This window comes from Actinomyces faecalis, assembly GCF_013184985.2.
Lineage (GTDB): Bacteria > Actinomycetota > Actinomycetes > Actinomycetales > Actinomycetaceae > Actinomyces > Actinomyces faecalis.
On the sequence record NZ_CP063418.1, the window covers coordinates 1,901,776 to 1,919,609 of the forward strand.

The window sequence follows — 17,834 nt, forward strand, 5'->3', positions numbered from 1 at the left end:
GAACAGTCGCCCTAGGTGCTGCCCGCGTGGAAAGCGACGGTTGAGGCGCGAGAGCGACGCCCGGCCGGTCGTGACCGACCGGGCGGGAGGGCTCAGTCCTCCTCAGCCTGCTCCTGCTGCTTGCGCCAGCGGATGCCGGCGTCGATGAAGCCGTCGATGTCGCCGTCAAAGACCGAGTCCGGGTTGCCGACCTCATAGCTGGTCCGCAGGTCCTTGACCATCTGGTAGGGGTTGAGCACGTAGGAGCGCATCTGGTCCCCCCACGAGGCCTTGACGTCCCCGGCCAGCTCCTTCTTCTTGGCGTCCTCCTCCTGCTGCTTGAGCAGCAGCAGGCGCGACTGCAGCACGCGCATGGCGGCGGCGCGGTTCTGGATCTGGGACTTCTCGTCCTGCATCGAGACCACCAGGCCTGTGGGCAGGTGGGTGATGCGCACGGCCGAGTCGGTAGTATTGACGGACTGGCCTCCGGGTCCGGAGGAACGGAAGACGTCGATACGGATGTCAGTCTCTGGGACCTCGATGTGGTCCGTGGACTCGATGAGCGGGATCACCTCGACCGCAGCGAAGGAGGTCTGGCGCCGTCCCTGGTTGTCGAAGGGGCTGATGCGTACCAGGCGGTGGGTCCCGCCCTCCACGCTGAGCGTGCCGTAGGCGTAGGGGGCGTGGACCTCGAAGGTCACCGACTTCAGGCCTGCCTCCTCGGCGTAGGAGGTGTCCAGGACCTTGGTGGCGTAGTCGTGACGCTCGGCCCAGCGCAGGTACATGCGTAGCAGCATCTCCGCGAAGTCCGCGGCGTCCACACCACCCGCACCCGAGCGGATGGTGACGACGGCGTCGCGCTGGTCGTACTCGCCGCTCAGCAGCGTGCGGATCTCCAGCTCAGACAGGTCCTTGGAGATCGCGTCCAGGTCCGACTCCGCCTCGGCCAGCAGCTCGGCGGCGTCATCGCCCTCCTCCTCCCCAGCCATCTCGACCATGGCCTCAAGGTCGTCGATACGCGAGCCAAGGTCCTCCACGCGCTTGAGGTCCGCCTGGGCGTGGGACAGGTTGGAGGTCACCACCTGGGCGGCGTCAGGGTCGTCCCACAGGTCCGGTGCCGCCGCCTGCTCGGAGAGCTCGGCAATGCGTGCGCGCAGCGCCTGCGGGTCAGTCACCGCCTCGATAGAGGCGTGAGTGTGTCGGAGTCGCTCGATCTCTGCAGGAAAGTCTGTGGCCACGGAGCCGAGTCTACGGCAGAGCAGTACGACGCCGTCTCCCAGGCCCTCGTACCCGTTCTAGCCCAGTTCCAGCGCCTGGGCCTGGGCGAGCAGAAGGTCAAGGACCGCACGGGTAGCGGCGCTGGGATCGGTTCTCGTGGAGCGGTGGCGCACCACGAGCTGACGCGTGCCCAGCCCAGGCAGACGCACCACGCTCACGCCCTCGGGAACCTGGCCGGACATGACCGCCAGCTCAGGAAGGAGCGCGTAACCGAGCCCGAAGCTGACCATCGCCAGGACGACGTCGTAGTCGTACCCGACGTGATGGGTGCTCAGCGGCGTCCCCAGCTGACGCGACAGACGCACCAGCGCCTCAGCACCGGCAGTAGCGGGGTCCAGGTCGATCCAGGTCGCCCGCACCAGGTCCGACAGCGTCGAGGGCGCGGGCTGCTCCGGAGGCACGACGACGAGCCAGGACTCGTCCAGCAACGGCACGTCCGTCATCGCCCTGGGGGCGCTGGCCAGCGACTGGACATCACGCTCAAGCAGGACCAGGTCGAGCTCACCGCGTCGCAGCCGCGCCAGTCCCGCCCGCTCCTCGGTCTCCTCGATCGTGAGGTGGAGTCCGGGGTGGCTGGCCACGACCTGGCCGGCCATAGGCAGAAGGAGGGCCCGGATCGCCGTGGCGAAGGAACCGATGCGCACCCGACCGGTCGGCGTGGACTCGTCCAGCTCCGCCAGCTCGCGGCGCGCCGAGGCGAGCTCGTCCTCAAGACGCTCCGCCGTCTCCGCCAGGATGCGTCCCGCCTCGGTCAGGACCGAGCCGGAAGGTGTGCGATCCAGCACATGCGTTCCGACCTCCTTCTCCAGCAGCTTGATCTGCTGACTGACGGCCGAAGGTGACAAGTGTTGAGATTCCGCGGCTGCCACGATGCCGCCGGAGCGATGGACGGCCAGCAGGAGGGCCAGTCGGTGCGCAGAGAGGTCCACAGCAGCCTCGCTTCAGTTCTACTTCATGCCGGATACAAATACCTTAGATTGAACTGTAGTCATTCGCAGGACAGGATCATCCTGTGACTGACGTGATCCCCACCCTGATCGCCGTCGGCGGCTGGATCGGTGCCGCCGAGTTCCTCCTGGCCTACTTCATGGTCTCCAAGGGACGCATCGCCGGCGACTCCCTGAGGTACCAGGCCCTCAACCTCTCCGCCTCGGTGCTGCTGCTCATCAACTGCGCACACACCGGCGCCTGGCCCAGCGCCATCGCCAACGTCTTCTACGTCTTCGTCGGTATCAACATCCTCCTGACCGTCAAGCGTGCCTACATCGCCCAGCTCGCTCGACAGCACAGCGACGACCTGCGCGCACGCCTGCACCGCCGCGAGCACAGCGACCTCAGCCTCCGCCAGGCCTAGTCCCAGGGAGGCGCTCGCACGCAGTCACCCTCAGCCTCCCGCCCCACCTCCCCACCAGCCCGCCGCTGACGTGTCAAGCAGCCAGAGCAGCACCGTCACAGCCAGCAGCGCCGTGCGACGCTCCCGCTCACGCAGGTCCGCTGCCTCCGGCCAGCGCGTCACCGACGACGCGCAGCGCTCCTCCCCTACGGTGGGGGTATGTCGACCACGCCTAACGACCCCACCCAGCCGTCTCGCGAGGCAGCACCTGAGCCACCCCAGGACTCCTCGGACGAGAAGGCCTCTGCCGGGCGTCCTCAGGCAACGGCTCCTAGCGCCCCGCAGGGCTCCGACGCCACCGGCGTCATGAGCCCGAGACCCGCCCTGACCTTGGCCGCCATGGCCGCCGTCGCGGTACCTGGTCTGGACCCCGCGCGCCTGGCGCTGCCTCAGAAGACCACCTCCTCCCTGCACACCGTCGGCGTCGTCGACTCACGTGGCCGCCACTGGGAGGTCGTGCAGGCACTGTCAGACGCAGCCGGCGCCTCCCTCGACGCCGAGGCCGAGGTACTGCGACGAGTCGCACGCAGCCACGACGCCGGCGCCGTCTCCTTCGACGTCTCCCGGCCGGCCGGCTCGTTACGTCGCGAGGGCCTGCACGTCCAGGTCCGCTCCCACATCGAGGGCAGGCCCATCGCCGTCGACTCCCTGCGTCCGGGCCCTGGCCTGTCGGCGGGACTAGGCAAGGCCCTGGGCGAGATCCACGAGCTGGAGACCACCGTGGTCTCCGAGGCGGGACTTCCGGTGTACGACGCTGAGGAGGTTCGCTCCACCTGGCTCACCCTCCTCGACGACGTGGCCGCCACCGGAAAGGTCCCGTCCCCGCTGCTCTCTCGGTGGGAGCAGGTCCTTGACGACACCGCTCTGTGGCGGTTCCGCCCGACCGTGGTCCACGGAGACCTGGCTGAGGAGAACGTGCTCACAGCCGGTGGCGCCGTCGTGGCGGTCCAGGGGCTGTCCCAGATCCACGTCGGCGACCCGGCGGAGGACCTGGCGTGGGTGTACTCCACCGCCCCGGTGGACTGTCTGGACTCGATCGAGGCCGCCTACGACCTGGCACGTACCGAGGGCGTGGACAAGCACCTGCGCGACCGGGCTGAGCTGGTCAGTGAGATGAGCCTGGCCAAGTGGCTGCTGCACGGTGTACGCAGCCAGAGCCAGGACATCATCGATGACGCTGTCTCCATGCTTGCCGACCTGCTGGACCAGGTCGGTGACGAGCCACTGGTCGAGCCCCATGAGCCGGTCCTGGCCTCGGTACCCGGCGCCCGCACGAGCGCAGGACCAGATGAGGCGACCAGCGAGATCACGATGGTCTCCTCTCCCTCTTCGGCTACGAGCCCGGACAGTCCGGACCTGGACGCTCTGCCTGGGGTCGGGGCGTCACCTGCCCCCGAGGCAGACAGGGCTGTGAACGCGGACCAGACCCCGACCACGGACATGGCCGCGGTGGTGCCGCTCACTGGCCGAGAGACTGCTCAAGACTGAGCGCCTGAGTCAGCGTCTCCATCGTCAGCAGCTCCTGGGAGCTGAGCTCGTCCACCTGCCCCCCGGGGAAGTCGACATAGGCATAGGCGGCCCTCACCGAGCTGGCGTCGATACCGTGCGAGGCGGCCCACACGTGCACGTAGACACTGAGCTGGTCCACGGGCACGTGGTGCCGCCCTGTCTTCCAGTCCACGATGAGCCAGGCACCCGGTTCGTCATCGCGTGCTCCCTCCTTGTGGAAGACGGCGTCGATCCGACAGCGCAGCGTCACTCCAGCGACGACCAGCTCCCGCTCAACCTCCGTGTCGCAGAGGGTGTATCCCTCCAGCAGCGGCAGGTTCTCGGCCGTCATGAGCCAGCGCTCCAGCTTCTGGCGGTCCTGGGGGGAGACGGTGTCCGGGACGCCTGCTTCCTCCAGGGAGAACAACGCCGAGCTGCGGGACAGACGCTGGGCCACGGCGTCGTGGAAGACCGTGCCCAGTCGCGCTGACGGGCTTGGCCGCGGTGGCAGAGGCCTGCGCAGGTGCACGGCCAGCTGCTGGGGGTCCCGCCTCAGCGTGTCAAGCTGGGTGGCTGCAAGGTGCGCAGGCAAGCGCAGCTGACGAGGACTGACGGCGTTCCTGTCCCGCTCGGCCAGAAGAAGCTGTGCCTCCTGCTGCCAGCGCGCGACAAGCGCCGCCACGGACTCGGCCGGTGCAGCTCCCGGTGCGGCCGGCGGCGCCGAAGCCGGCTCCGGTACGGCAGCACCTGCCACGGGGCCGGGTGGTGACCCGGCACGGCCCGACGCGACTGGCCTGGCCGAGGAGGTCACCGACTCCTGCGGCGCCGTCGGCCACACGACCCGTGAGGTGGCAGTGAGCAGCCCGTTACCTCGACTCGTATCACGCTCGGTCCATCCCGGTCCGTAGGGCGTCACCAGCTCGCGCCTGCGCAGCTCGGCGAGGAAGCGACTCATGGGACGAGGGGTCGTGGAGGTCTTGGACACGTGCGAGCCGGTGAGAAGGAGGTCGTGACGGGCACGTGTCAGCGCCACGTACGCCAGTCGGCGTTCCTCCGCCACCGCGTAGCGCCCCAGCGCCAGGCAGTACCCGTCAATCATCTCCTTCACCTCGGTCTTGTCCACCTCAGGTGGCTCCAGCCTCGCCAAGGTGAAGGGCGGCAGGGTCGCGGCGTCCATGCGCAGCGGGTGGGGAAACTCGTCTGCCGCCGCCATCCAGGACTTGGAGCGCACCGAGAGGTCGTCACGTGGCTGTGTCGAGTAGAGAGGAAAGCCCTTCTCGTTCAGGCCGATGACAGCCACATGGTCCCACTCCAGCCCTTTGGAGGCGTGAACAGTCATGAGCTGGACCGCCCCAGGTTCCGGCTCGACCTCAGGTGCTGACAGTGCTCGCTCATGGGCCTCGGCCGCGTCCAGCCACTCCAGGAAGCTGGCCAGGGTCGGGGAGTCCAGGTCCCTGGAGAACTGCTCGGCGACCTCACGCAGGGCGTCCAGGCCCCGGCGCCCACGACGGTCCCCCACCCTGGCCGCTACCTCGATGTCCAGGTCGAGCGTCTGCTCCGCCAGGGTCACCAGCTCGGCCAGAGGAAGGCGAAGCGCGCGGCGCACCCGTCTGAGCTGTCTGGCCAGGCGATCAGCCAGACGGGTCCCAGCAGGACTGAGCCCGGCCACCGTGACTCCCTCCACCCCCTGTGGGTGCCTGTCCGCGCTGCGTGCTACCGCCTCCAGGGCCTCAGCGAGCACGGGCTGGTCCGTGTCCTGAGCAGAGTCAGAGTCCACGGAGCCATCTGGGAGCACGGCGTCGCCCTGGGACGACCGGGTCTGGCGACGCGCGTAACGGTAGAGGGCAGCCAGGTCCCTCGCCCCGATGCCACCGGCAGTCAGCAGCCGCACCAACCAGTCACCACGTTCTGGGTCTGCGGCCACGGTGAGCAGCGCTCGGACGTCCGCGACCTCCGGAATCATGAGCATCCCGCCGATGCCTACGACCTCGTACGGAATCGACCGGTCCCGCAGGGCCTGCGCCACCGGCGCGAGCGCGTCCCGGGTACGACTGAGTACCGCCAGCTGCGCCTGAGGGTTCCATCGTTGCTCCAGGAAGTCTGCGACGACCTCTGCCTCCTCCAACGGGTCGGCAAGGTAGGCCCCCAGGACCGAGCCCGGAGCCAGGCCTGCCTCGGCAGGCCGGGGCCGGAGCTGGGCGACCGGGATCTGCGGGCCAGGTCCGTCACCAGGCTGCGGCGTGTGAGAGCGCAGAGGACCCGACAGCACGTTGGCAGCCTCCAGCACGGTGCGGTCGTTGCGCCATGCCGTCGACAGCGGCAGGACCGGAGCGGCTTTCCTGCGGTCCGCACCTGCCTGTACGGCTGCGCAGCCCGCCGGGTTGAAGGCGAGGTGGAACTCGTCCAGAGCGGCAGCACTGGCACCTCGCCAACCGTAGATGGCCTGGTTGGGGTCTCCGACGGCGGTCACCCCACCTCCTGCGAAAAGACGGGACAGCAACCGGACCTGTGCCGTGGACGTGTCCTGGAACTCATCCAGCAGCACCGCCCGGTACTGCTGGGACAGGGCCTGCACCACCTCCTGCGACCCCGGGGCCGTCAGTACCTTGTAGGCAAGGACGATCTGGTCGCCAAAGGTCAGCAGCCCCTGAGAGCTCTTGGTGTCCCGGTACTCCTGGACCAGGTCCAGCAGCGCCACACGCGTCTTCATCGCCGTGTCGAATCCCTTGAGCGCCGTCTTGAGACCACGTACCTGAGCCAGCGACTCGAAGAGCTGGTCCAGGTCGTGCATCTGCTCACGCGCCTGCTCCACCTCCAGGAGGTTCTCGCACAACGCGGAGTCAAGCCCTAGCACGAGCTCGGTGACCCGTGCGGGAGAGTCCAGCGGGAGAGGCTCCGTGCGCCGCTCGACGATACCGGCGACCACCTGCCATGCCCGTGCCTCCGTGATCAGGGTGGCGTCCGGGTCCACACCGATGCGCAGTCCGTGGTCACGCACGATCGTGCCTGCGAAGGAGTTGTAGGTTGCGATCGTCGGCTCCGCACCGTCCTCCTGGGGGCCGGCGATCCCCGAGCCCGCCAAGGAGCCTAGGCGCGTGCTGATGCGCTGAGCCAGCTCGCCTGCTGCCTTACGCGTGAAGGTCAGACCAAGCACCTCGTGGGGCTCCACCTGACCGCTGGCGACGAGGTAGACCACTCGCTGGCTCATCGTTGCGGTCTTGCCGCTCCCTGCCCCTGCGACCACCAGCAACGGCGACAGGGGGTGGGCAATGACCTCAGCCTGCTCTGCAGTGGGTTCGTCGATGCCCAGGGCCTGGGCGAGTGACACCGGGGTCAGTGCCGGCAAGGTCTGGGCCTGCCCGGTAGCTTCAGGGGTCATCATGCGAGGTTCCTCCGTCCCTCAGGTACCGCGGGGCACGCGCTCTTGACCGAGCAGAAACGACAGTGAGCGCCGACGCGCGCCTCAAAGTGGCTGCCGGAGGCGTCACGAGCAGCGCAGGCCACCAGCTCCGCGGCCCAGTCCTCGCCGCTCTCAGGGTCAGGAGACGCCGCGAGCGCCGCTCCGGCGGGATAGACGCGGGTGTCACCGTAGCGATCCGCTTCCTCACCCAGGACGACCAGCCCGGCGCCCGTCACCTCGTACCCGAGTGCGGCCAGCGCCATGCGGTAGGTGGCCAGCTGGGCGTTGCGTGCCGCCTCCCCCGCTGGCCTGCGCCCGGTCTTGAGGTCCATGACGCGCACACGGGTGCCGTGCGCCGGTGGCAGGAGCTCGGGCGCGTCAGGAGCGCACAGGGACGAGTCCTCACCGTCGTCCAGCTCAATCCTGTCGACTCGTCCCACCAGACGCACGCCGATCTCGGACTGGCCACGAGCAGCACCCTCCTGCGGCCCACCCGCGCCCGGATCCGTAGGCAGAGGAAGATCAAGCTCGACGTCAACACGCTTCTCTACCGCAACCGGTCCCGGCACCGTACCGAGATAGGCGTCCAGACGGTCGATCACGTCATGGGCGCGGCGGGCCTGGAGCTGTTCCAGCCAGGTCAACGGCTCGGCCAGCTGTGGCATCTGCTCCGTGAGGAGGTCGTGGAGCACCTGCCCGCGCAAGCCCTCTCGCTGAGCCCGCTCAGCGACTGCGTGGACGATCGTTCCCAGGGCCTGCTGGCTGGAGGCTCCGTTGTCCCCGCCGTGACGCTGGAGGAACCAGCGCAAGGGACAGGTCGCTACGTTGTCGACGTCAGAAGGACTGACCCTCACCCGTTGACCCGTTGCGACCAACGGGTCCACCGAGGTTACCGGCGCACCTGACCACCACTGGGAGTCCGCCTGCACCACACCGGCCTGCGCCAGCTGGTTAAGAATCTCGCCAGCCACGCACCCGGCCTGGCGCTGCTCAGCAGTGGCCTGAGGCAGGCCGCCAGCCGTCACCGCGTGCCGCAGCTCGCCGGTCAGTCCACGCAGGGTCAGCTCACCTACGTCCGGGCTGGTGAGGACCTCCCCGTCTGCGTTCGCAACCTGCGCCCCTGCGCTACGAGCAACTTCCAGGAAGAAGGAGGAGGGCGAGTGCTCCTCGTCCTGGCAGGACGTGACGAGGAGACGACGCGTCGCGCGCGTCAGCGACGCCAGGAGCATCCGTCTCTCGTCACCACGCACCTGTGCCCGAGCCGCCACCGTGTCCGCCTGGGCCACGCGCAGGCCCTCAGGGTCACGCGGAAGCCGGTCCGTCACCGCCTCGACCAGAAGACCCGCACGCGTCAGGGAGTCACGTAACCGAAGATCCGGCCACTGGTCCCGGTTCAGCCCCGTGACCGCCACGACCTCCCACTCTCGTCCCGCGGCGGCTGCCGGTGTCAGCACGCTCACGCCCTCGGGCCTGACACCTGTAGGAGCCACGGAGTCCGACGGGACGACCTCGCTGGCGAGCTCGCGAAGGAACACCGACGCGTCCTGGCCGGGATGGCGTTCAGCCCATACCTCAGCACGCTTGAACAGTGCCGTCACGACGTCGAGATCGTGCTCCGCAGCCTCGGCCAGCACCGCTTCCCCCGCCCCTTCAGAGGAACCCAGAGCCACCTCACGCCACCGCTGGGCACAGCCTGAGGCCTCCCACGCCGCCCACAACAGCTCTTCCACGTCGACCCTCGGCAGGTCAAGGCCCTCCAGGTCAAGGCCTTCGTCCGTGGCTGCAGGATCCTTGTCCTCCTGCCCTGCGCCGGTCTGCGCGCCCTCAACGACCGCACGAGCCGCCTCGACGACACGAGCAGCCCTCTCGATGCTCCGAGCCGGACCAGCCAGGGCCTCCTGCGCGAGCTCCTGGCTCAGTACCCGTGCCTCCTCAGTGCTGGTGACGAGGGACAGGAGAGACTCCTCTGCGTCGCGTCGCGGGAAGGCTGCCCGCAGACGCCGACGCACACGACGCAGGTCCAACGCGCTCAGGCCGATCAACGGGCTGGTCAGCAGCGCCAGGACTGCCTCCCGCTGGGCGGGCTGGCTCCGGTCCCCCAACCGGCCGGCCAGTGCCGCCTCAGCCACGCCCAGGAGCGCAGCCGCTGCCGGTTCGGCACGTAGCAGCACCGCTGGCGTGGATGCCGACAGCGGCACACCGCGTCGGCGCAGCTCACGCGCCACGGACTGCGCGGCACCGCTGGAACGGACGATCACGGCCATCTGCTCCCAGCCGGTGGCGTGCAGGACGTGCTCCGCCCTCAGCAGGCGGGCTACGTGTGCCGTCTCCTGGGAGACCGAGGAGGCTATGAGCGCCGTCACCCCACTGACGGCGGCCTCAGCCTGAGACGACGTCCTCGTCTGCCCCACTCCCTGGGAGGTGGCCCCTGCCTGCTGCGGACGACGGTGGGCAGGAGCGCCGACGACCGGCACCCGGTCCGCCTGGTCCTGCCACACACGAGCCAGTGCCTCATCACCGCGGTAGCGGGTGGTGAGCGTCATCCGTGCGGCTGCCAGGCCTGAGCGGTCCTCCGCCTCCACGAGCAGGCTCGGGGTACCGCCGCGGAAGGTCTCGACAGCGCAGTCAGGATCGCCCAGGACCACGACCTGGCTGCGTCGCCCGGAGGCGTCCGGTGACGCCAGGCAGGCAAGAAGCCGGGCAGTGGCTGCGGTGCAGTCCTGGTAGTCGTCCACGACGACCAGGTCAGGAACAGGAGGCGGGACCTGGACGCCGTCCTCCTCCCAGCGCTCCAGAGCCTCTCGGGCGCGGTCCTGGATCCGTGCCGAGTCCATCTTGCGGGTCTGGGATCGCCTCGAGGCGCTCGCACGTCCCTGAGCGTCCCAGGCCCGTAGCAGCGGTACCGCCTGCCTCCATATCTCCACGTCCAGCTCCTGGGCGAGCTCAGCGAGCTCAGGAGCACCGATCCCCAGCTCCCCGGCACGCGCGAGCAGGCTGCGCAGCTCGGAGCGGAATGCGCGTGAGGACACCGCCTGCGCAGGCAGCGGCTGCCAGTCGTCAGGGTGCAGCATCTGCGCCAGGGCGGCGTCCTCCTCCGCACCGACCAGCAGGACGGGAGCCGGCAGCGGGTCCTGGCGAGCTGTCAGCGAGGTACTCAGCACCATGAAGGCAAAGGACCCCGGGGTACGCACGCGCACGGCGCCACCTCCCTGGCCCGCCAGCAGCTGGGCGGCGCGCTGGCGCAGGACCTCTGCCCGAGCGCGGGTGGGCGCGAGGACCAACGGCTCCCTGCCTTGCGCCACGGCCTCGACCAGGAGCCTGAGGGCCAGGGTGGACTTCCCGGTGCCCGCGGCTCCTAGCACCACGAGATTGGCACCGCTACGGACCTGTTCGGTGACCTGACTGGTCTGCTCGTCAGGTTCCGGCAGGGGCTGCGGCGGCAGGGGTGGCAGGAGCCGGATCGGCTCGGTAGCGAGGTCCTCGGACATGGGGCCATCTCATCACGACCCACCGACACCAATTCCGTCCTCAGGCCCGTCACCTCCCTCAGTCCTGCCGACCACGCTCCGCGCGTCCCGTCCGCGTGAGGCGAAAACCACCCGTCGACGTCCCGGGATCACAGTCCTGGTTCCGCCTCTCCCTTAGGATCCCTGGCGACACCGTCAGGCGGCTCCACGCCTACTGGCACCCCGCCACAGCGCCGGTGCCCCGTCGTCCACCATGAGGAGTACCTATGCAGGTCACCATCGGAATCAAGCACTCCGGCCGCGAGCTCGCCCTGGAGACCTCCGCCAGCCAGGACGAGGTCCTGGCGTCCCTGGCAGGTGCCGCCACCCAGGACGTCACCCTGACCGACGACAAGGGCCGCAAGGTCTTTGTCCCCGCCGGCTCCCTCGCCTACGTCGAGCTGGGCGAGGCCGCTCCCCGACGCGTCGGCTTCGGTATCTGAGCCCGGCGCCCCGCAGCACCGCGATCGTCCAGGTCGCGCGTGCGACCGTCGTGCCGTCCCAGGGCGGGCTGCGCACCTCCAGAGCGCGCAGCCCGCCCTGGTCTTATGAAGCGGGCACGACACATGTATGACACACCACACCCACTAGTCTTCTGGCACCCTTATCCACCCAACCCAAAGGCATCCCTGTGAGATCTTCATACCGTTGCGGGCTCGCAGCGGTGGTGTCCCTGGCGCTCCTGGCGCCGGTCTCAGCCACCGCGAGCGCCGTCCCCGTCGCACCTCCACCGTCGACCGTCTCCGTCTCGGCCTCCTCGGAGCAGCGAGTCAACGTCGTGGTCCTTCTCAAGAACCAGCCCGCTGCACCCTCTCAGGGGCAGGAGAGGACCAACGTCGCTGACCAGGACACGCTGCTGGCCGCCTGGTCCGATCAGTACGGCCTGAGCGTGGAGCGTCAGTTCGGCTACCTGGTCAACGGCTTCTCTGCCTCCATGCCGGCTGGCAGGATGCTGGCTCTCGCCCAGGAGCCCACAGTCGCCTCGGTCAAGATCGAGCGCGTCTACGACCACGTCGAGACCGGCGCCGCGCCTGACCTCGCTGACGCCGAGAGCCTGGAGCTCACTCCGTCCCAGCACTCCGCACGCGTGGCGCAGGGGGTGCCGACGGCGCTCAAGGACTACGGCACGGACGGCACCGGGACCGTGGTCGCGATCATCGACTCTGGCATCGACCCGGAGCACCAGGACATGCGCCTGGACTCCAGCGCCCGGGACAAGGTCAAGATCACGACCGTCAACCCCGCCGCCGAGGGCCACTTCAACGAGAAGGTCCCGACCGGCTACAACTACGCCGACGAGAGCTACGTCGTCAAGGACGCCACCAAGGACCAGCACGGCATGCACGTGGCCGGCATCGTGGCGGCCAACGGCTCGCTCGACGGCGAGAGCGCCGAGCAGGCCTGGGCCAAGGGCCGCCTGGACGGCGTCGCCCCCAACGCCCAGCTGCTGGCGATGAAGGTCTTCTCCAACTCCGGCGGCGGCGCCCGCGACGCGGACATCATCGCCGCCATCGAGGACTCCGTGAAGCTGGGCGCTGACGTGCTCAACCTCTCCCTGGGATCTCCCAACGGCCTCAACGACACCTCGGACGGCACCTACCGTGCCCTTGCCAAGGCACGCCAGGCCGGCGCCATCGTGGACATCGCCGCCGGCAACGCCGGCCTCAACTTCTCCTCCGACGAGTCGACCTCTGACCTGCTGGGCCTCCTGGACGACGCCACGCTGGGCTCCCCCTCCTCCAACGCCGACGCCTTCACGATCGCCTCGATCGAGAACACCACGGTGACCCAGCCCCAGGCCTACGGGATCATCGACGGCACCGAGCAGGGCATGCTCTACTCCCTGCAGACCGGCACGGCTGACGGCCAGAACCACCCGCTGGTTGACGTGGGCCTGGGCCGGGCCGAGGACTACACCGAGGGCCAGGACCTGGCCGGCGCCTACGCGCTGGTCGAGCGCGGCGAGATCAGCTTCGCTGACAAGTTCAGCAACGCCGTCGAGCACGGTGCTGGTGGTGTCCTGGTCTTCAACAGCGCCGCCGGCGGCGATGAGCTCCTGTCGATGGCCGGGATCGACTCCTACACGCTCCCCGGTGGCTCGGTCCCCCGCAGCAGCGCCCTGGAGCTTCGCCAGGCGATCCAGGACGGCAAGACAGTCCAGGTCCGCCTGACCTCCGAGGTCCTGGTCTCGGACAACGAGAAGGCCCTCACGCCCTCCTCCTTCACCTCGTGGGGGCCGACGCCGTCGCTGGACTTCAAGCCCCAGCTCGCCGGCATCGGTGGCGAGGTCTACTCCACTCTCAACGACAACCGGTACGGCACGAAGTCGGGCACCTCGATGGCTACCCCGAACGTGTCGGGCATGGCCTCGCTCATGGTGGAGGAGTACGCCGAGCGCTTCCCCTCCCTGTCCGCAGCCCAGCGCGCTGAGCTCATCCGTGTGGCGCTGATGAACACCGCGCGGGTTCCTGCTGACGAGCAGGGGGTCCCCTACGCTCCTCGCCAGGTCGGTGCGGGTCTGGCCCAGGTGGACAAGGCCCTGGCCACCGGTGTCTACGCCACCGTTGAGGACCAGCCTGACCAGGCCGCTGTCGCCCTGCGCCAGGTTGACGGCCCGCGCTCCTTCACCGTGACCCTCACCAACCGCTCGGACAAGGACGTGAGCTACACCGTCCCTGCCCAGAAGGTGGTGGGCGAGTCCAACGAGGCGGGCGCGCAGACCACGACGCACGTCTCCTCCGAGTCCCTGGTCGCAGACGCCTCCGCCGTCACGGTCCCGGCCGGCGGCACGGCGACGCTCACCTTCACGCTGACCCCGGACACCTCCTCGACGCACTACGTCGAGGGCTGGGCCAGCCTGGTCTCCGCCACTGACGGAGCCCCGGACCTGTCCGTGCCCTACCTGGGCCTGGTGGGCGACTGGAACGCCGAGGCGATCGTGCGGGCACCGGGCGACCCCCTGCCCGCCTCCTACGACTCCAACGCCTCGACCACCGGCCTGGTTGCCACCTGGGGCGGCTTGACCGTGCCGCTCAGCTCTGCGCTCGGTGACTACGCGGTCTCCCCCAACGGCGACGGTGACATGGACGTCGTCGCCCCGAGCCTGGTGCTGATGCGCAACGCCTCGGACGCCGAGTACGAGGTCGTCGACTCCTCCGGCCAGGTCCTCAAGGTCATCGGTCAGGAGCAGGGACTGCGACGCTCCACCGGCTCCGAGGTCGCGGTGGCCGAGGAGCCCAGCACCTACGTCGCCACCACCCAGACCTTCGACGGCACCGTGTGGGACCCGGCCGCAGCCGAGCACGTCCGCGTGCCCGACGGCGAGTACACCTTCCGGGTGCGCACGCGCCTGAGCCCGGACTACCCGTGGCAGACCGTCGAGATGCCCTTCACCGTCGACGCCACCGCCCCGGTCCTCACCTTCGGCACGCTCCAGGACGGCCTCCTGCCCATCACGGTCACCGAGACCGGGTCAGGCCTGCTCGGTACGCCCACGGTGACCGGCCCCGACGGCAAGGACCTGACGGTCACCGAGACCGGTGGAAACACCTTCACCGCCGAGGTCCCGCAGGGCACGCCCTACGTCACCGCCTCGGTGGTGGACCGAGGCTTCAACCTCGCCGTCGCCACCGCCATCCTGGCGCCGGGCACCCACCTGGTGGTCCCTGACGCCCAGAGCCTGTCCTCCTCCGTCGTAGGCACCGCCTCCCCGCTGGTGTCCGACGGGCAGCTGCACCTGCAGGCCTTCGTCTCCTCCGACGTCGACCACCTCACCGTGGCCGGCAAGGACGTCGAGGTAGCCGACGGGCGCGCCAACGCCTTCGTCCCGCTGGCCGAGGGCGCGCAGGAGATCGAGGTCGTGGCCTACGGCGCGGACGGTACGGTCCTCCAGACCCTGACCATCCCGGTCACCTACGACTCCCAGGCACCGGTCCTCACCGTCACCGGGGTGCTGGACGAGGACGGCGCCCTCGCCCTCGCGCAGGACGGGACCGTCACCGTCACGGGCTCAGTCAGTGACGAGCGCGCCGGCGCCACGCTGTCGGTGACCGTGGCCGGCAAGGAGGTCGAGGTCGGCCCTGACGGCACCTTCTCCACCACCTTCACTCCTGCGGAGGACCTGGTGGCCGTGCCCGTCGTCGCCTCCGACGGCGCGAACACGACCTCGCAGAGCCTGCCGATCGCGGGCCGGGGCCAGGGGACCGAGCCGGCCTTCACCGCTCCCTCCTTCAACGGCAGCTGCCAGCGCCTGACGGCCTGCTTCGTCTCCTCCTCGGACGCCGGGGCCACCGCTACCAGCTACACCCTGAGCGGCTCGATGGGTGACGCCTCGGTCATCCGCCTGACCCCGGCCAGCCGCTTCGGGGAGGACGGCAGCCCCGTCAACCCGCTGCCCCTCGAGGCCAGGGACCGTGGTGACGGCACCTTCTCCCTCGACCTGCCCACGCAGCCGGGTATCAACCAGTTCCGTCTGGAGGTGCTCGACGCCGAGGGCAAGGTGGTGCCCGGTTACGACCACGCCTTCTTCCTCTACCTCGACGTCGCCATGCCAACGCTCAGCTTCACCACCCCCACGCTGTACGACGGCGTCCTGTACACCAGGGACAGCTCCGTCACCTTCGCCGGCAGCGCTGAGGACGACGGCTGGGGCTACAAGCTGGGCATCAACGACTCCTCCGTGGTCGAGGTCTACAACGGCTCCGGGACGGGCCCTGAGTCCAACAAGCGTGAGTTCTCCCGGGACGTCGCGGTCGCTGACGGTGACATCCTGCTCATCGAGGCCAGCGACTCGATGGGCAACACCTTGGCCGGCGGCATCCCGGTCGTCGTCGACGCCCAGGCCCCGGACGCCACGATCCAGACGGTCCGCGAGGGCGAGACCGTCTCGGACAAGCGGGTCCTCACGGTCTCCGCCACCGACCAGCACCTGGCGACCGCGCAGGTCACCGTCGACGGCCAGGTCGTCGACACCCTGTCCACGGACGCCGCGAGCAAGGCCGGAACCGTTCAGGGCGTCCTCGCCCCTGCGGGCCAGGACGCGCAGGCACAGGCTCGCAACGAGGCTGACCAGGACGGGCAGGAGGTCGCTGCGGCGGCTCCCGCGGTCCTGACGACCCAGGTCGCCACCGCTGACCTGGCGCTGGGACGTCACACGGTCTCAGTCACCGCCCGTGACCTGGCAGGTAACGAGACGACGCGGACCATCAGCTTCGTCGTCGACCTGCCTGCCCAGATCGAGGGTGCTGACTCCCTGTCCCTGACCGTCAACCGCGCCGACCTGGGCGACCAGGAGCTGCTGGCCGCCAAGGTCCTGTCCGCGTACAGGGCCACCGACGACGGCGCCGTGCTGGCTGACGGCAGCGTGGCGGGTGCCAGCGCCACCGCGCTGTCCCTGGCAGCGGGCACGGTGCTGACCGAGGGCAGGCAGCAGGTGACGGTCGTGGCCACGGATGCTGCTGGTCGTACGGTCACGCGCACGGTCACGGTCACTATCGACCTGGAGATCCTGACGCTGCGCGACGGCAAGGTCACGGCAACCGGCTCCTTCCGCCGCGACGACGCCCTGAGCGCGACGCTGACTGAGGACCGCCTCGTGGTGTCCAACCGTGAGGGCCTGGCGCCGGTCGACGCCGTCATCACCGTCCCCGTGGTAGAGGGAACCAGTGTGTGGCACCTCCTGGCCGACGGCCGTCAGGTCCCGGTGGCCGCGACCTGGGCCGACGGCGTGCTGACCTTCTCCGGTCCGTCGCGGGCGACCTACCTGCTCGTGGCGCCGAAGGCGTCGGACCAGTCCGGGACAGGTACCTCGGGCTCACGTACCGACGGCCAGCAGGGAGAGGCGGCCCCCGGAGTCAGCAGCGTCTCCCCCACCGGTGGCTCCTCGTCGCGCGCCGGCGGTGCCTTGTCACGCACCGGCGCCGACTCAGCGCCGCTGGTCCTGACCTCCGCGATGGTGCTCGCCGTGGGCGTACTCCTGGCCGCACGCCGTCGCCGTCGGGCCTAGGCCACAGCGGCTGGGGAGGGGCGCTGCTCCTCCCCACCCGCCCCTAGCGGCTGGACGACGTGGCGCCCGCCCCTGCAGCAGGGGCGGGCGCCACGTCGTCTGCTGAGGTCAGCCAGCCTCACACGCGCAGGCCGATACCGCGCATGCGGCGGACCGCTCCCTGGGACAGGGTCTCGTGCAGGTCCTCCCGGTCCGCCGGGCCCTCCAGCAGGGAGGGGAAGGTGGCGAGCACGCCCAGGAGGGTGCCGATCTCCTCGCCGACCACGCGCCTGCCCCACAGTCCCAGGCGTCCGGCCAGCTGGGGGTCTGCCTCGATCCCCGGTAGCAGCTGGGCCACCGCGAGGGACTCGAAGGAGCCCTCGCCGACGACCTGGGACAGAGGCCCGCCCAGGTCCTCAGGCGCTCCCGAGGCCAGCGCCTGGCAGAAGTCGGAGAGCAGGCCCAGGCTCAGGTAGGTCTTGAGCAGGCGCTCAGCCCAGTCGGCCGGACGCAGACGCTCGTCGAAGTCGCCCAGGGACCCGCGGAACAAGTCCGCCAGGGACGCGGCCTGCCACCCCTGCTGCGCGCACAGGGAGTCGACCTTGGCGAAGGAGTCCACCCGGTGGGCAGCCATCCGCAGCAGGTCCACGCGCAGCGCCATCGAGGGCGCCTTGTCCGAGTCCTTGGCGTGCCGGATGCTCGCCACGGTGGCAGCGTAGGCGACCACGCCCAGGACAGCCGGGACGTAGCCGGTGGACTGTCGGGCAGGAGCAGGCGATGAGGCGTCAGTCATGGACACAGCCTAGG

At 69.7% G+C, this 17,834-nt stretch carries 9 protein-coding genes; 4 read left to right on the forward strand and 5 right to left on the reverse strand.

Annotated features, from left to right (window positions below; translation table 11 throughout):
• Positions 1-92 precede the first annotated feature (92 nt).
• Both prfB and HRL51_RS08225 read right to left on the reverse strand, forming a co-directional pair.
• On the reverse strand, positions 93-1,217 hold the full coding sequence (gene prfB, locus HRL51_RS08220) for a peptide chain release factor 2 (protein ID WP_172120227.1): 1,125 nt from the start codon (positions 1,215-1,217) through the stop codon (positions 93-95).
• Positions 1,218-1,274: 57 nt separating this feature from the next.
• Positions 1,275-2,186 (reverse strand): LysR family transcriptional regulator, encoded by a 912-nt coding sequence (locus tag HRL51_RS08225; protein ID WP_172120228.1) that lies wholly within the window; start codon positions 2,184-2,186, stop codon positions 1,275-1,277.
• 83 nt (positions 2,187-2,269) lie between these two features.
• Between HRL51_RS08225 and HRL51_RS08230 the strand changes: the two genes are divergently transcribed.
• Together HRL51_RS08230 and HRL51_RS08235 are read left to right on the forward strand one after the other, a co-directional pair.
• A complete protein-coding gene (locus HRL51_RS08230) occupies positions 2,270-2,611 on the forward strand; it encodes a CBU_0592 family membrane protein (protein WP_172120229.1) in 342 nt (113 codons plus the stop codon).
• A 198-nt stretch (positions 2,612-2,809) separates the two neighbouring features.
• Complete coding sequence (locus tag HRL51_RS08235; protein WP_172191221.1) at positions 2,810-4,138, forward strand: phosphotransferase; 1,329 nt, start codon at positions 2,810-2,812, stop codon at positions 4,136-4,138.
• Here HRL51_RS08235 and HRL51_RS08240 read toward each other — a convergent pair.
• Both HRL51_RS08240 and HRL51_RS08245 read right to left on the reverse strand, forming a co-directional pair.
• Positions 4,110-7,517, reverse strand: a complete 3,408-nt coding sequence (locus tag HRL51_RS08240; protein ID WP_425321755.1) for an ATP-dependent helicase — start codon at positions 7,515-7,517, stop codon at positions 4,110-4,112. The two genes, HRL51_RS08235 and HRL51_RS08240, sit on opposite strands and share 29 nt — an antisense overlap.
• A complete protein-coding gene (locus tag HRL51_RS08245) occupies positions 7,517-11,026 on the reverse strand; it encodes a PD-(D/E)XK nuclease family protein (RefSeq protein ID WP_172191225.1) in 3,510 nt (1,169 codons plus the stop codon). Before HRL51_RS08245 ends, HRL51_RS08240 begins: the two co-directional genes overlap by 1 nt.
• A 245-nt stretch (positions 11,027-11,271) precedes the next feature.
• Between HRL51_RS08245 and HRL51_RS08250 the strand changes: the two genes are divergently transcribed.
• Positions 11,272-11,487 (forward strand): DUF3107 domain-containing protein, encoded by a 216-nt coding sequence (locus HRL51_RS08250; protein ID WP_172120233.1) that lies wholly within the window; start codon positions 11,272-11,274, stop codon positions 11,485-11,487.
• Between the two features lie 188 nt (positions 11,488-11,675).
• On the forward strand, positions 11,676-17,048 hold the full coding sequence (locus tag HRL51_RS08255; RefSeq protein ID WP_172191227.1) for a S8 family serine peptidase: 5,373 nt from the start codon (positions 11,676-11,678) through the stop codon (positions 17,046-17,048).
• A 118-nt stretch (positions 17,049-17,166) separates the two neighbouring features.
• Here the strand turns inward: HRL51_RS08255 and HRL51_RS08260 are convergent, their stop codons facing one another.
• Complete coding sequence (locus HRL51_RS08260; protein WP_172191229.1) at positions 17,167-17,820, reverse strand: ferritin-like fold-containing protein; 654 nt, start codon at positions 17,818-17,820, stop codon at positions 17,167-17,169.
• Positions 17,821-17,834 lie beyond the last annotated feature (14 nt).

Excerpts from the sequence above, each read along its gene's own strand:
- HRL51_RS08240 (WP_425321755.1), bottom strand. The coding sequence starts at position 7,517 with ATGACCCCTGAAGCTACCGGGCAGGCCCAGACCTTGCCGGCACTGACC.
- HRL51_RS08245 (WP_172191225.1), bottom strand. The coding sequence starts at position 11,026 with ATGTCCGAGGACCTCGCTACCGAGCCGATCCGGCTCCTGCCACCCCTG.
- HRL51_RS08250 (WP_172120233.1), top strand. The coding sequence starts at position 11,272 with ATGCAGGTCACCATCGGAATCAAGCACTCCGGCCGCGAGCTCGCCCTG.
- HRL51_RS08235 (WP_172191221.1), top strand. The coding sequence starts at position 2,810 with ATGTCGACCACGCCTAACGACCCCACCCAGCCGTCTCGCGAGGCAGCA.
- HRL51_RS08260 (WP_172191229.1), bottom strand. The coding sequence starts at position 17,820 with ATGACTGACGCCTCATCGCCTGCTCCTGCCCGACAGTCCACCGGCTAC.